We start from the raw sequence: 13,701 nt of genomic DNA on the forward strand, positions 1-13,701 counted from the left end.
GCCCGGTGAGATGGCCCGGTGGGACGGCCCGGTGGGACGGCCCGGTGAGACGGAGCTCTACCGTCTGCCGTCCGGCCAGAGCCGGGGCCGGCGTCGGGCGGCGACGTCCTCCACCCAGCCCACGGCGACGATCATGAGCGCGAGCAGCGGCCAGATCAGCAGGGTCATCAGCAGGGTGTACCCGGCCTCGACCGTCGATCCCAGGTGCGCGTCCACGTACGGGATCTTCCAGAGGAGGTCTATCAGCGGGACCGTCGCCAGGATCAGCAGGTTGTGCCAGAGGTAGATCGTCACGGCCCGGTTGTTGGCGAGCGTGACCAGACGGTCGAAGCGGGCCAGCCGGCCGGGCAGCTCCTGCCAGGACGGGGCGTACTGGAGCAGGATCACGCAGAAGCCGAGCGACCAGGCCGCCTGGGCGAGCGGGATGTCGTTGAGGTCCCAGCCGTCCGCGGTCAGGTGCCCGGAGGCCCACCACAGCCCGAAGCCCATGACGATCGACGCCAGCGAGATCGTGAGGTAGCGCGGCACGTCCTTGAACAGGCCGTCGTGGTGGGCGAAGCCCAGGACCCAGCAGGAGCCGAACACCGCGAAGTCGCTCAGCGCGTTGCCGGTCTCGCCGGGGATCGTCACCAGTCCGGTGCCGATCACGGCGGTCAGGCCGAGCGGGGCGAGCAGCGTCGCCCAGGGCAGTTTCCGGAACGCCCGGAGCAGCAGGGGCGAGGCGAGGACGAACCAGAGGTAGGCGCGGATGTACCAGAGCGGACCCGCCGCCTGGACCGCCCAGGTGTCCTCCAGCAGTCCGGCCCGGTCACCGCTGGCCCAGGGGAAGGGGGGTGCGCCGACCGGGAAGACGTACCAGGCCAGTTTGACGAACCACCACAGGCCCTCGGACTTCACCGGCTGCCAGCTCAGCGCGAACATCATCGGTACGACGACGAGCGAGAACACCCACATGGGCGGCAGCAGGCGGCGGACACGGCCCCGGATGACGCCGAGGGCCGGGCGGGACAGCGAGCGGGCCATCAGCGAACCGGCCAGCGCGAACATCACGCCCATGGAGGGGAACAGGACGGTCAGCCAGGCCCAGCCGAAGATGTGGTAGATCACCACGCGGACCAGGGCGATCGTCCGGAGCAGGTCGAGATAGCGGTCCCGGCCGGGCTTCTTCGCCGCGGCGGGGGGCGCCACGGAGGACCCGACGGGCACGGTGGGGGCGGTCATCCGACAGGCTTCCTCTCGGGGACGGACCCGGTGCCGCGCCGCTGGGCGGACACGCCTCCGGGGGCCTCCACCGCGCCGGTGCGGCGCAGCTTCTGCCAGCGCAGCCGGCCGCCGGTGAGTGCGGTGATCCAGGACTGGAGCAGCACGACGTACATGAGCTGGCGGTAGAGGATCTGCTGGAGCGGCAGCGAGACCAGGTGCGTCATGCGTTCCCGGTCCAGCCGGAACGCGTACGCGGCGCAGACCGCCTGGACCACCAGGACGCCGAACCATGCGGCCACCGTCTTGCCGGTCGGGCCGAAGATCAGCCCGTACAGCAGGAACACGTCGATCAGCGGGGCGAGCAGCGGGGCGACGACCATGAAGAGGGAGACGAAGGGCAGTCCGACCCGTCCGAAGCGGCCCGACGGCCCGCGTTCGATGACGGCCCGGCGGTGCTTCCAGATCGCCTGCATGGTGCCGTACGACCACCGGTAGCGCTGCGACCAGAGCTGCTGCACGGACTCCGGGGCCTCGGTCCAGGCGCGGGCGTTCTCGGCGTAGACCACGCGCCAGCCGTCCCGGTGCAGGGCCATGGTGACGTCGGTGTCCTCGGCGAGGGTGTCCTCGCTCATCCCTCCGACCCGCTCCAGGGCCTCGCGGCGGAACGCCCCGACCGCGCCGGGGATGGTGGGCATGCAGCCGAGCACGTCGTACATCCGGCGGTCCAGGTTGAAGCCCATCACGTACTCGATGTGCTGCCAGGCGCCGATGAGGGAGTCGCGGTTGCCGACCTTGGCGTTGCCCGCGACGGCTCCGACCCGGGGGTCGCCGAAGGGCTGGACCAGCTCGCGGACCGTGGCCGGCTCGAAGACGGTGTCGCCGTCCATCATCACGACGATGTCGTAGCGGGCGTGCCGGATGCCGTTGTTGAGGGCGGCGGGTTTGCCCGCGTTCTGCTGGCGCACGACCCGTACGCGGGGCAGCCGCATGGCCTCGACGAGGTCGGCGGTGCCGTCGGTGGAGCCGTCGTCGATGACGATGATCTCGATCGGGTGCTCGCTCGCGACGAGGGAGCGCACGGTCGCCTCGATGCACTCGCGTTCGTTGTACGCGGGGACCAGGACGGAGACCGGGCGGGTGACGGGCGTGCCCCAGCTGAAGTTCCTGCGGCGGACCTTGCGGGCGTGCAGGAAGGAGAGCAGCAGCATCAGCCCGAAGCGGGCCAGCACCAGCACGCCGATGGCCGCGAGCCCGACGACGAGGACGCCGGTGATCCGCTCGGAGACGGCGACGGCGGAGACGAACGCCTTGCCCTTCCACAGCGCGAACCCGGTGACCGGGGTGTGGGCGCTGGGGGCGTCCAGGGCGGTGGTGAGCCGGGTGAAGGTGTAGCCCTTCTCCTTGAGGTCGGGCAGCAGGGTGTCCAGCGCGGCCACGGTCTGCGAGCGGTCACCGCCGGAGTCGTGCATCAGGATGATCGCGCCCTTGCCGTTCTTCGGCGTGGCCCGTTCGACGATGGCGCGGACGCCGGGGCGCTTCCAGTCCTCGCTGTCGGTGTCGTTGACGACGGTGAGGTAGCCGCGGCTGCCGATGTACTCCGTGACCGGCCAGGACTTGTTGTCCATGGCGTCCGAGAAGGAGGAGTACGGCGGCCGGAAGATCGAGGTGCGGATGCCCGCCGCGCCCGCCAGCGCCAGCTGGTTCTGCGACAGCTCCCAGTCGATGCGCGCGGAGGACTGGTAGGAGAGGTCGGGGTGGTTGAAGGTGTGCAGTCCGAGCTCGTGGCCCTCCTCCACCATCCGCCGGACCAGGTCCGGGTGGCGGGCGGCCATGTTGCCGGTGACGAAGAACACGCCGTGGGCGTCGTACTCCTTCAGCTTGTCGAGCACCTTCGGCGTCCACACCGGGTCGGGCCCGTCGTCGAAGGTCAGGACGATCCGGCGGTCGGGTATGCGCAGGGTCTTCGCGTCACCGGAGCGGGCGTCGATGACGGGCCCGCCGGTCAGGACGTCCTTCGGCACCCGGTGGGTGGGGGCGGCGTCGCGGACCCGGTGGTCGGCGAGGATCTCGCTGTGCACGTATCCGCGCAGCATCAGCATCGCGAGCAGGGCGACGAGAAGTGTCGTCGGCAGGAGGTAGCGCATGGGGAGCCGGAGTCGGCTCCGGCCACGTGACGCCTTCCTCCTCCTGCCGTCCTTGCCGTTCCTGCCCCGCGTGGCGGGGGAGTTCATTTACGGGGCGCTCTCTTCTTGCACCGGCTGTTCGGGGTCATCGACGGGCGGGGCCGTCGGTTCGCTCGGCTCCGGCTCGGTGGTCGGCGGCGTGGGGTCGACCGGCGGCTTGGCGGTCGAGGTCGTGGGGGCCGGTTTCGTGGCGCCGCCACCGCCGCCACCGCCCGTGGCGGGCCGGGACGGGTCCGCGGAGGCGGACGCGGAGGGGCGGTCCGCCGAACCGGCGGGCACGACCACGGAGGTGGCCGACGGGGTGGCGCCCGCGGGGGCGCCGGACGCGCCGTCCGCCGGGGCGCCCGACGCGCTGGGCCCGGGCTCCGGGGCGTCGTCGGCGAGGCCGTCGTCCACGGTGTCGGCGCTGGGCTCGGGGAGCTCCTCGACCTGCTCCGCCTTCGCCTTCTCCTCGGGTCCGGACAGGGGCAGCCAGGGGGCGCTGGAGTTGCCGCCGAGGACGGCGAAGACCAGCGTCACGGCGTAGGCGGCACAGACGGCGGCCAGGACCCAGCCGAGGCGCCGGAAGGTCTTGCCGCGGCGGCCGCTCTCGTCGACGAAGACGGGGCCGTCGGAGCCGTCCGGCGGGGCGGGCTCGCCGGGCAGTTCGGCGAGTTGGCGGCCCAGTCCGTCGAGCTGGATCGTCGCGTCGTTGGGCTCATGCGTGTGCCCGGTTCTCTTGCCTTCGCGCCAATTGTCCACAGGTGCAGCCCATCCCCCACTCAAAGAATCGGGCACACCGAATTTGACCGGTTCTTTACTGTCGGACTGGGTCCCCACCCCGTCCGAGAACCTGGCGTACATGCACCCGGACGATGAATGTAGCGCACGACATTGACGCCCAAGTGCCCCTGAACGGAGTTGATCAGGAACGGTTGCGCATCAGTGATAGATCGGACGCGGGCAGCCAGGATCCGGACGGCCGGACCAGCCACCCCTCGGCAAGGGCCAACTGGTCAGTAGCGTTGCGCAGCGCGTCTACGCCCGGATGGTTCAGGCCTGTGCGCCAGACCAGCGCGAGCGGCGAAAGCGGAATGGGATCGACGAGCGGACGCAGCACCGTTCCCGGCAGCGGCGGGAAGTCGACGACGGCGAGCACGGGGTGGCCTCCCTTCGACATGACCCGCTGAAATTCAGCCATCCCCACGGCCAGGGGGACGGGTGGGGCCATGACGATCCCCCACTCGGCGAACAGCAACGCGGCGAGGTCGGTCCACTCCCGTGTCCGCTCATTGCCGGCCCCCGCGTAGACGGTCTCTCCGGACAGCTCGGCCAGGGCGACGACCTCCTGCGCGGCGAGAGGATGAGAGACGGGCAGCATCAGGGCCATCGGCTCGTACCGCACGGGATGCACGGCCAGACCCGCGCGCACCGCAGGGGCCAGTCCCGCGGCCCGGCCGAAGGAGGCGTCGAGCCGGCCGGCCAGGATCTCGGCGGCGGCCCAGGTGAGCCCGGACTCGAAGCGGGCCATCAGCTCGCACTCGGGCACCAGCTCGCGAGCGCGTCCCAGCACTCGGGCGGCGGTGGCCCCGTCGCTGTTCAGGTCCACGAGCAGCGCCCGGGCGGGCGCGCCGCTGAAGGCCCCGGCGAGCTCGGCGTGCGCGTCGAGCACCCGGCGGGCGTACGGCAGCAGACGTTCGCCGTCCGGGGTGAGCGCGACCTGCCGGGTGGTCCGGACGAACAGTTCGGCGCCCAGTTCGCGCTCCAGCCGCCGGATGTCCCGGCTCAGCGCCTGCTGCGCGACGAAGAGCCGGGCCGCGGCCCGGGTGAAGTGCAGTTCGTCGGCGACGGCGAGAAAGGCGCGCAGGAGTCGGGGGTCGGTGTCGGCGGGAGGCACGCGGCGAATCTACCGCGCGGGGCGCATTCACAACACATACGCGTGAATCGCTCCGCAGAAGGTGTTGGACCCGGGTGGCGGGGCGCGGCGAGCCTGGTCCGTATGCCGATATCCCCTGCCGCCCGCCCGGAGACCGCGTCCCGGCCCGAACGGGCCTCCGCTCCCCTTCTCACCGTCTCCGGCGGCCAGTTGGTCGCGGCCCCGCGCTCCGCGCCGGCGATCGCCGCGCCTCGGCGGGCACGGCCGTCGTCGAATCCGTACCTCCGGCTGCTGGCGACGCCCGGGGCCCGCGCCTTCACGGCGGGCAATCTGATCGCCCGGCTGCCGATGGGCATGCTCAGCGTCAGCGCGGTCATCATGATCGCCGGGTCCCGGGGCTCGTACGCCCTCGCCGGGGCCGTCACCGCGACCGGCCTGGCGGCGACAGCGGTCGTCGCGCCCTTCACCGCCCGGCTGGTGGACCGCTTCGGACAGGCGCGCGTCGCCGTGCCCGCCACCGCGCTCGCCGTGCTGGGGTCGCTGGCCCTGGTGCTGTGCGTCCACCACGACGCCCCGGCCTGGACGCTGTTCGCCGCGTACGCCGCGACCGCGACGACCCCGAACACCGGCGGGATGTCGCGGGCCCGCTGGGCGTATCTGCACCGGGGCGATCCGGCGGCCCTGCACACCGCGAACTCCTTCGAGCAGGCCGCCGACGAGCTGTGCTTCATGCTGGGCCCGGTGCTGGCCGCGACGCTCTGCGGGGCGCTGTTCCCCGAGGCGGGCACCTTGGTGGGCGCGGTGCTCCTGTTGACCGGCGTCCTGATCTTCAGCGCCCAGCGCTCCACGGAGCCGCCCGTCACCCCGCGCACGAAGACGGTGGCCTCGCCGCTGCGGACGTCCGGGATGCCCGCGCTGCTGGCGGTGTTCCTGGCCACGGGGGCGGTGTTCGGGGCGCTGGAGGTGGTCTCCATCGCGCATGCCGGGGGTGCGATCCTGGCGCTCCAGGCGGCCGGCTCGTGCGCGGCGGGCCTGCTCTACGGTTCGCTGCGGCCCGCCCGGAACATCCGCCTCCGGCTGCTGCTGTGCCTGGCCGCGATGACGGCCCTGATGTCCCTGCCCCTGCTGGCCGTCGCCGCGTCGGCCGCCCTGCCGGTCCTGGCGCTCTGCCTGCTGCTGGCGGGGGCGGCGACCGCGCCGACCATGGTCACGGGCATGACGCTGGTCCAGCGGGCCACGCGCCCGGAGCAGCTGAACGAGGGCATGACGCTCTCGGTGACCGCACTGCTGGGCGGGGTCGCGGCCGGGGCGGCGGCGGGCGGCTGGCTGGTCGAACACGCGGGCACGGTCCCCGGTTATACGGCCCCGATGTCGGCGGCGGCCCTCGCGCTGGCCGTCGCGGCCGCGGGCGGCGGGTACGGCCGGTGGCGGCGGGCGTAAAAAGGGCGCCTGGCGGCGGACGTGAAAAAGCCGCTGCCCCGCGAGCGAACTCGCGGGGCAGCGGCCTACATGGGAACTGTGGAGATGGCGGGAATCGAACCCGCGTCCAACGGTGCGGAACCAGGGCTTCTCCGAGTGCAGTTCGCTACGCTTTTCTCGGCCCCGGAGGTCACGCGAACAAGCCTCCGACAGGCCCAGCCACTGTTTGATTTCCTTCTAGGCCCCGTGGCCGGGCTTAGAAGTTTAGATCCCTAGTTGATGCCAGGATCCGGGTCGGGATCACCCCCGGGCTGACACTCCGCAGAGTCTTCGCTAGCTGCTAATTAGGCAGCGAGGGCGAAGGCGGAGGAATCGCGCTTGGAATTGGCGATTATTGTTTGCGACATATGGTTTACGAGATCATTGCCGCTTCCTCGACTCGCTTCCCCTGCTTCGACATCCGCTGTCGAAACCGATCATCCCCATGTTGATTTTTCAAAACGCGCACCTTCGCTGAGGTGCACGGCCCATCGTACGTGACCAACGCCGGACGATGCCAGCGTATTCCCCGCGGGGGCGCGCTCAGGCGCTGCGCTGCCGCCGGCGGGCCGCCGCGATGGCGCGGTTCGTCTCCCGCGTGTCCTGCTTCTCGCGGAGCGTCTGTCGCTTGTCGTACTCCTTCTTGCCCTTCGCCAGCGCGATCTCGACCTTGACCCGGCCGTCCTTGAAGTACAGCGCGAGCGGCACGATGGTGTGGCCCGTCTCCTGCGACTTCGACTCCAGCTTGTCGATCTCGGCCCGGTGCAGCAGCAGCTTGCGCTTCCGCTTGGCCGCGTGGTTGGTCCAGGTGCCCTGGACGTACTCGGGTACGTGGATGTTGTGGAGCCACGCCTCGTGGTCGTCGATCTGCACGAAGCCGTCGACCAGGGAGGCCCGCCCCATGCGCAGGGACTTGACCTCCGTACCCATGAGGACGAGGCCGCACTCGTAGGTGTCGAGGATCGTGTAGTCGTGCCGCGCCTTCTTGTTCTGCGCGATCATCTTGCGCCCGGTGTCTTTTTCCTTCGCCATAGTGCGGTCATTTTCGCACTACGACCCACCCCCGAGGCCACTCAATACCGTCTCGGCCCGCTGCTGGGCCCGCTCCCCCACCACGAGGTCGGGGGTGATGCCCTTGCCGTCGACCGTGCGGCCGCCCGGAGTGCGGTAGTGGCCGACGGTCAGCTCGGCCACCGAACCGCCCGGAAGCTCGCTGGGCATCTGTACGGAGCCCTTGCCGAAGGTGGGCGAACCAACGGTGACCGCGCGGCCCCGGTCCTGGAGCGCGCCGGTCAGCAGCTCGGCGGCGCTCATCGTGCCGCCGTCGACCAGGACGACGACCGGCCGGTCCGTGTCACCGCCCGGATCGGCGTACAGCGCGTGCTGATCCCCGCGCACGTCGTACGTGGCGACCAGGCCGCCGTCCAGGAAGGCGGAGGCGGCGACGACGGCCTCGGCGACGAGTCCGCCGGAGTTGGCGCGCAGATCGAGGAGTATCCCCGCCCCGGCGGGGGCGTCCCGGACCGCGTCCCGGACGTCGGTCCCCGCGCCCTTGGTGAACGCGGCGACCTTGACCAGGACCGCCGACGAGGGCTCGTCGCCCAGCCGCCGCACGGTGACCGCCTCGGTGGTCAGCCGGGCCCGCTCCAGGGTCTCGGTCCAGCTCCGGCCCTCCCGGACCAGACCGAGCTCCACCCGGCTGCCCTCGGCCGCTCCCGTACCGTCTCCGCGCAGTAACGCGACGATCTCCGCGACGGGGCGCTTGCCGATCGCGCGGCCGTCCAGGGTGCGCAGCAGGTCGCCGGCGCGGATGCCGGCCCGGTCGGCGGGACCGCCGGGCTGGACCCGGGACACGGTGACGCCGCCGTGGGCGGTGCGCCGGGCGGAGAGCCCGACGCCGGTGTACGTACCGTCCAGCGCCTGCTCGAACTCCTCGTACTCCCGCTCGTCGTAGACCGCCCCCCAGCGGTCCCCGCTGCGGCTGACGACCTCCTCGGCGGCGTCCTTCACGGACTTCCCGTCGGCCTCGGCCTCGGCGGCGGCGTCCTCGATCTCCTCGCGGTCGACCGGGGCGACGGTGGAGGAGACGGCACGGGTCTGCGGCGCGGCCCCGGGCTCGGGGTCCTGCGGCAGCGAACCGGTCGCAGCGGCGGTGGCGAGAGCGCACCCGAAGACCCATGTCAGGGCCGCCCCGCGGCGGAGACCGCGGGGCCCGAAGCGTTGAGCGGAGCCCGACATGGCGACGAGTCTAGGACAAACCCCCTGGGGCGCACGGGCGATCGCCCGTGCGCCCCAGGGGGCACATGTCACACCTTCAGGTACTTGCGCAGCGCGAAGAGAGCGGCGACGGCGGGCATCAGCAGGCCGATCGCGAGCACCAGCGGGAGCTTGGTGAGGACCGCGTCCCAGCCGATGAAGTTGATCAGGTTCAGCTTCTCCTGGAGCGCGAGACCGCCGTCGATCAGGAAGTACCGGCCGCCGAGCAGCATGCCGCAGGCCAGGACGCCGCCGATCAGGCCGGCGACGGCCGCCTCCATGATGAAGGGGGCCTGGATGTAGAAGCCGGAGGCTCCCACGAGGCGCATGATGCCCGTTTCACGTCTCCGGCTGAACGCGGAGACGCGCACGGTGTTGACGATCAGGATCAGCGCGATGACGAGCATGAGGATCATCACGTAGATCGCTACGACGTTCATGCCGTTCATCAGCTCGAAGAGGTTGTCCAGGATGGACCGTTGGTCCTGGACGGACTGCACCCCGTCGCGTCCGGCGAAGGCCGTCGCGACGACCTTGTACTTCTGCGGGTCGTCCAGCTTGACCCGGAAGGACTCCTGCATCTGGTCGGGCGTGATGTTGCCCGCCATCGGGGAGTCGCCGAACTGCTCCTGGTAGTGCTTGTACGCCTCGTCGACCGTCTCGAAGTGGACCGTCTGGACGGCGTCCATCTTCTCCAGATCGGCCTTGATCTCCGCCTTCTGCTCCTTGGTGACAGCCCCCTTGGCGCACTTGGGCATGTCCTTGGCGTCGTTCTTGTTGCAGAGGAAGATCGAGACGTTGACCTTGTCGTACCAGTAGTCCTTCATCGTGCTGACCTGCTCGCGCATCAGCAGCGCACCGCCGAACAGGGCGAGCGAGAGGGCGACGGAGACCACGACCGCGAAGGTCATCGTGAGGTTGCGGCGGAGACCGACGCCGATCTCCGACAGGACGAACTGGGCGCGCATGGCGTCCTTTCAGTACTCGATGCTCGAAATGCACGAGGGGCCGGAGCCCCTCGGTCAGTGCTGGTAGCCGTAGACGCCGCGTGCCTGGTCGCGTACGAGACGGCCCTGCTCGAGCTCGATGACGCGCTTGCGCATCTGGTCGACGATGTTCTGGTCGTGGGTCGCCATGATCACGGTGGTGCCGGTCCGGTTGATCCGGTCCAGCAGCTTCATGATGCCGACCGAGGTCTGCGGGTCGAGGTTGCCGGTCGGCTCGTCCGCGATCAGCAGCATCGGGCGGTTGACGAAGGCGCGGGCGATGGCCACGCGCTGCTGCTCACCACCGGAGAGCTCACCGGGCATCCGCTCCTCCTTGCCGCCGAGGCCGACGAGGTCGAGCACCTGGGGCACCGCCTTGCGGATCTCGCCGCGGGGCTTGCCGATGACCTCCTGCGCGAAGGCCACGTTCTCCGCGACCGTCTTGTTGGGCAGCAGGCGGAAGTCCTGGAAGACCGTCCCCAGCTGGCGGCGCATCTGCGGCACCTTCCAGTTGGACAGCCGCGCGAGGTCCTTGCCGAGCACATGGACCATGCCCGTGCTGGCGCGCTCCTCGCGCAGGATCAGTCGCATGAAGGTCGACTTGCCGGAGCCGGAGGACCCCACCAGGAAGACGAACTCACCCTTCTCGATGTCCAGCGAGACATCGCGCAGAGCCGGTCGGGTCTGCTTCGGGTAGGTCTTGGAGACGTTGTCGAATCGGATCACGGATGCACCACGGTCGGCCGGGAGTAGGTGAGCGTGACCATACGCGAACCGGGCTCACGCGTGCAGGCGGCGTCCGGCAATGGGTGATTTATGGCGGATCGACCGCCGGAACGAAACGGGTCGTGCCGGACCTTGTCCGGCGGGCCGCGCCGAAATCGCCGCGAGCTGGCACAGTGGTGGGGGGAACGGTTGCGTTTCCGTGAGCGTTGTGCGGAGAGAAAGCAGGCAAGCGGCTCCGCCGCGCGGGAGGAGGAATGCGCATGACCTATGACCGACTGGTGTGCGCGAACTGCGCGGCGCCCGTGAGCGAGGGCCGCTGCCGTGTCTGCCGTGCGGTACGGCAGCAGATGCTGGAGGAGCAGGGCCAGGGCCCGCTGGCCGGGATGAGCCCGGCGATGCTGATCGCCCTGATGGTGGTGCTGCTGACCGCCCTCGCGCTGCTGGCGCACCAAGCGGCCTGATCCGGCCCGCGCACGCGCACGGCCCTCCGGGGCCGCCCCTCATCGCCCCGTCGGGGGCTGACAGACGTATGCGTACGGCCGCCTGAGCGGTTCGGGCGCGCAGAAGGGCCCGGGAGGCGTCGTACGCCCTCCCGGGCCCTTTACGGTCCGCCGCGGACTAGGCGACCGTGCGACCGCCGCCGACGAGGCGCGGCAGGATGCGGAAGCCGATGCCGCCCGCGATCATCGTCGCGGCGCCGATGACCAGGAAGGTCGTCTCGGCCGCGCCGGTCTCGGCGAGCTCTTCCTTGCCCTTGCTCTGCTCGACCGGCTTGTTGCCGACACTGTCGGTGTCGGTGCCGTCGGTGCACTCAGCGCCGTCGAGGTCGACGGTGCAGGTGCCGGCGTCGTCGCCACCGGTGGTGGAGCCGCCGGTCGCGGAGCCGCCGGTGGTGCCACCCTGGTCGCCGCCGGTGGAGCCGGTGGTGCCGGTGGAGCCGCCCTGGTCGCCGCCGCCGTTGTTGCCGGAGCCACCGTTGTTACCGGAACCGCCGTTGTTGCCCGAGCCGCCGTTGTTGCCCGAGCCGCCGTTGTTGCCGGAGCCGCCGTCAACGCCGCCATCGGCACCGCCATCGACGCCACCATCGGCACCGCCGTCAACGCCACCGTCAGCACCGCCATCGACGCCACCGTCAGCACCGCCGTCAACGCCACCATCGGCACCGCCATCGACGCCACCGTCAGCACCGCCGTCAACGCCACCATCGGCACCGCCATCGACGCCACCGTCAGCACCGCCATCGACGCCACCATCGGCACCGCCATCGACACCGCCGTCAGCACCGCCATCGACACCGCCGTCAACGCCACCGTCAGCACCGCCGTCAACGCCACCATCGGCACCGCCGTCAGCGGTACCGCCGTCAGCGCCCGCGTCGACGCCGCCCGGGTCGCCACCCTCGGTGGTGCCCTGGATGAGGCCACCGATGAGACCGTCCTCGGTCTCGTCCTGGGTGGTGATCGTGGAGTCGTTGAAGTCCAGCGCCTGCGCCGCACCGGCAGCGGTCAGCGAGGCACCCGCGGCGATCACCGCACCAGCGGCTATCCGCGCGACGCGAACACGCGTCTTCTTCGTCATGTGTTGCTACCCCCAGTAGCCGATCTCGTCATTGGAGCAGCCATATGCGGGCCGTGGCCCTGCGGGGAATCGCTCTCGGCAAGGCCACGTCGTGTCGTGGTCACCCCGCCCGCCCCCCGGTTCACACCCGTCCCAGACATACGCATGCTGCTCTAGCACCCTGGCCAGAGTTAAGGATTACGTCAAGGCCGTTCCGTGCACTACACACCGGTATGGGGGTTCTTGACGGCTATTCGGAAGCACGACTGTGACGCATCGGGCACAGCTTCTCCCCAACGCGAGAGGGCCCGGACAGTCGCCTGTCCGGGCCCAACCTCCGTACCGCCGAGGCTACTTCTCGCGCTGCTTGCGCCAGCGGATGCCCGCTTCGACGAAACCGTCGATCTCGCCGTTGAAGACCGCTTCGGGGTTGCCCATCTCGAACTCCGTACGCAGGTCCTTGACCATCTGGTACGGGTGGAGGACGTACGAACGCATCTGGTTGCCCCAGGAGTTGCCGCCGTCGCCCTTGAGCGCGTTCATCTTGGCCTGCTCCTCCTGGCGGCGGCGCTCGAGGAGCTTGGCCTGGAGGACGTTCATCGCGGACGCCTTGTTCTGGATCTGCGAGCGCTCGTTCTGGCAGGAGACGACGATGCCGGTGGGCAGGTGGGTCAGACGGACCGCGGAGTCCGTGGTGTTGACGCCCTGTCCGCCGGGGCCCGAGGAGCGGTACACGTCGACGCGCAGCTCGGACTCGTCGATCTCGATGTGGTCGGTCTGCTCGACGACCGGGAGCACCTCGACGCCCGCGAAGGACGTCTGACGGCGGCCCTGGTTGTCGAAGGGCGAGATGCGGACCAGGCGGTGGGTGCCCTGCTCGACGGAGAGCGTGCCGTAGGCGTACGGGACCTGCACGGCGAAGGTGGTCGACTTGATGCCGGCCTCTTCGGCGTAGGCGGTCTCGTAGACCTCGGTCTTGTAGCTGTGCTGCTCGGCCCAGCGGAGATACATGCGCTGGAGCTTCTCCGCGAAGTCCGCGGCGTCGACGCCGCCGGCCTCGGCCCGGATGGTCACCAGGGCCTCGCGCGCGTCGTACTCGCCGGAGAGGAGCGTGCGGACCTCCATCTCGTCCAGCGCCTTCTTCACCGACTCCAGCTCGGACTCGGCCTCCGCCTGGGCGTCGGCGTCGCCCTCGTCCGCCGCGAGCTCGAAGAGGACTTCGAGGTCGTCGATGCGGCCGCGCAGGGTCTCGGCCTTGCGGACCTCGGCCTGGAGGTGCGAAAGCTTGCTGGTGATCTTCTGGGCCGCCTCCGGGTCGTCCCACAGGGACGGCGCCGCAGCCTGCTCCTCGAGCGCGGCGATGTCCGCCCTCAGCGCATCCAGGTCCAGGACGGCCTCGATCGACCCCATGGTCGAGGAGAGGGACTTCAGCTCTTCGGAAATATCGACGACTGCCACGGGTCCAGCGTAACGGCTG

The 13,701-nt window shown here is 70.5% G+C and carries 12 protein-coding genes and 1 other RNA gene; 2 read left to right on the forward strand and 11 right to left on the reverse strand.

Annotation, left to right across the window (positions count from 1 at the left end; all coding sequences use genetic code 11):
- Positions 1–57: 57 nt before the first annotated feature.
- From KV381_RS12970 to KV381_RS12985, 4 genes are all read right to left on the reverse strand, one after another.
- Complete coding sequence (locus KV381_RS12970) at positions 58–1,221, reverse strand: acyltransferase (RefSeq protein ID WP_218785246.1); 1,164 nt, start codon at positions 1,219–1,221, stop codon at positions 58–60.
- Positions 1,218–3,347 carry a glycosyltransferase gene (locus KV381_RS12975; protein ID WP_030087527.1) on the reverse strand — a complete coding sequence of 710 codons (2,130 nt, stop codon included), beginning with the start codon at positions 3,345–3,347 and terminating at the stop codon, positions 1,218–1,220. The genes KV381_RS12970 and KV381_RS12975 overlap by 4 nt, the downstream gene beginning before the upstream one ends.
- Positions 3,348–3,434: 87 nt before the next feature.
- Positions 3,435–4,127: a hypothetical protein gene (locus tag KV381_RS12980; RefSeq protein ID WP_218785247.1), complete on the reverse strand. Its 693-nt coding sequence runs from the start codon at positions 4,125–4,127 to the stop codon at positions 3,435–3,437.
- A gap of 163 nt (positions 4,128–4,290) precedes the next feature.
- Positions 4,291–5,262, reverse strand: a complete 972-nt coding sequence (locus tag KV381_RS12985; protein ID WP_030087523.1) for a LysR family transcriptional regulator — start codon at positions 5,260–5,262, stop codon at positions 4,291–4,293.
- Positions 5,263–5,364: 102 nt separating this feature from the next.
- Between KV381_RS12985 and KV381_RS12990 the strand changes: the two genes are divergently transcribed.
- Positions 5,365–6,681, forward strand: coding sequence for an MFS transporter (locus KV381_RS12990; protein WP_218785248.1), 1,317 nt, complete (start codon positions 5,365–5,367; stop codon positions 6,679–6,681).
- A 76-nt stretch (positions 6,682–6,757) separates the two neighbouring features.
- Here KV381_RS12990 and ssrA read toward each other — a convergent pair.
- The 5 genes from ssrA to ftsE form a co-directional block, all read right to left on the reverse strand.
- Positions 6,758–7,144: a transfer-messenger RNA gene (gene ssrA, locus KV381_RS12995) on the reverse strand.
- A 98-nt stretch (positions 7,145–7,242) separates the two neighbouring features.
- Positions 7,243–7,731: an SsrA-binding protein SmpB gene (gene smpB, locus KV381_RS13000; protein WP_003968790.1), complete on the reverse strand. Its 489-nt coding sequence runs from the start codon at positions 7,729–7,731 to the stop codon at positions 7,243–7,245.
- An 18-nt stretch (positions 7,732–7,749) separates the two neighbouring features.
- Positions 7,750–8,937 (reverse strand): S41 family peptidase, encoded by a 1,188-nt coding sequence (locus tag KV381_RS13005; RefSeq protein WP_086779158.1) that lies wholly within the window; start codon positions 8,935–8,937, stop codon positions 7,750–7,752.
- A gap of 68 nt (positions 8,938–9,005) precedes the next feature.
- A complete protein-coding gene (gene ftsX, locus KV381_RS13010; RefSeq protein ID WP_030087517.1) occupies positions 9,006–9,923 on the reverse strand; it encodes a permease-like cell division protein FtsX in 918 nt (305 codons plus the stop codon).
- A 54-nt stretch (positions 9,924–9,977) separates the two neighbouring features.
- Complete coding sequence (gene ftsE, locus KV381_RS13015) at positions 9,978–10,667, reverse strand: cell division ATP-binding protein FtsE (RefSeq protein WP_003968787.1); 690 nt, start codon at positions 10,665–10,667, stop codon at positions 9,978–9,980.
- A gap of 260 nt (positions 10,668–10,927) precedes the next feature.
- Here ftsE and KV381_RS13020 point away from each other — a divergent pair, with 260 nt between their 5' ends.
- Entirely contained in the window at positions 10,928–11,128 is a 201-nt protein-coding gene (locus KV381_RS13020; RefSeq protein WP_030087514.1) for a hypothetical protein, read from the forward strand.
- Positions 11,129–11,285: 157 nt separating this feature from the next.
- Here the strand turns inward: KV381_RS13020 and KV381_RS13025 are convergent, their stop codons facing one another.
- Both KV381_RS13025 and prfB read right to left on the reverse strand, forming a co-directional pair.
- Positions 11,286–12,245, reverse strand: coding sequence for an LPXTG cell wall anchor domain-containing protein (locus tag KV381_RS13025; protein ID WP_218785249.1), 960 nt, complete (start codon positions 12,243–12,245; stop codon positions 11,286–11,288).
- Positions 12,246–12,575: 330 nt separating this feature from the next.
- Complete coding sequence (gene prfB, locus KV381_RS13030; protein ID WP_030075761.1) at positions 12,576–13,682, reverse strand: peptide chain release factor 2; 1,107 nt, start codon at positions 13,680–13,682, stop codon at positions 12,576–12,578.
- Between the last annotated feature and the right edge of the window lie 19 nt (positions 13,683–13,701).

This window comes from Streptomyces sp. WY228 (assembly GCF_019287315.1).
GTDB lineage: Bacteria > Actinomycetota > Actinomycetes > Streptomycetales > Streptomycetaceae > Streptomyces > Streptomyces caviscabies.

Bases quoted from the DNA above. Each gene is read 5' to 3' on its own strand.
- KV381_RS13005 (WP_086779158.1), bottom strand. From the start codon at position 8,937: ATGTCGGGCTCCGCTCAACGCTTCGGGCCCCGCGGTCTCCGCCGCGGG.
- KV381_RS13025 (WP_218785249.1), bottom strand. From the start codon at position 12,245: ATGACGAAGAAGACGCGTGTTCGCGTCGCGCGGATAGCCGCTGGTGCG.
- ftsX (WP_030087517.1), bottom strand. From the start codon at position 9,923: ATGCGCGCCCAGTTCGTCCTGTCGGAGATCGGCGTCGGTCTCCGCCGC.
- smpB (WP_003968790.1), bottom strand. From the start codon at position 7,731: ATGGCGAAGGAAAAAGACACCGGGCGCAAGATGATCGCGCAGAACAAG.
- KV381_RS12970 (WP_218785246.1), bottom strand. From the start codon at position 1,221: ATGACCGCCCCCACCGTGCCCGTCGGGTCCTCCGTGGCGCCCCCCGCC.
- KV381_RS12975 (WP_030087527.1), bottom strand. From the start codon at position 3,347: ATGCGCTACCTCCTGCCGACGACACTTCTCGTCGCCCTGCTCGCGATG.
- KV381_RS13020 (WP_030087514.1), top strand. From the start codon at position 10,928: ATGACCTATGACCGACTGGTGTGCGCGAACTGCGCGGCGCCCGTGAGC.
- KV381_RS12990 (WP_218785248.1), top strand. From the start codon at position 5,365: ATGCCGATATCCCCTGCCGCCCGCCCGGAGACCGCGTCCCGGCCCGAA.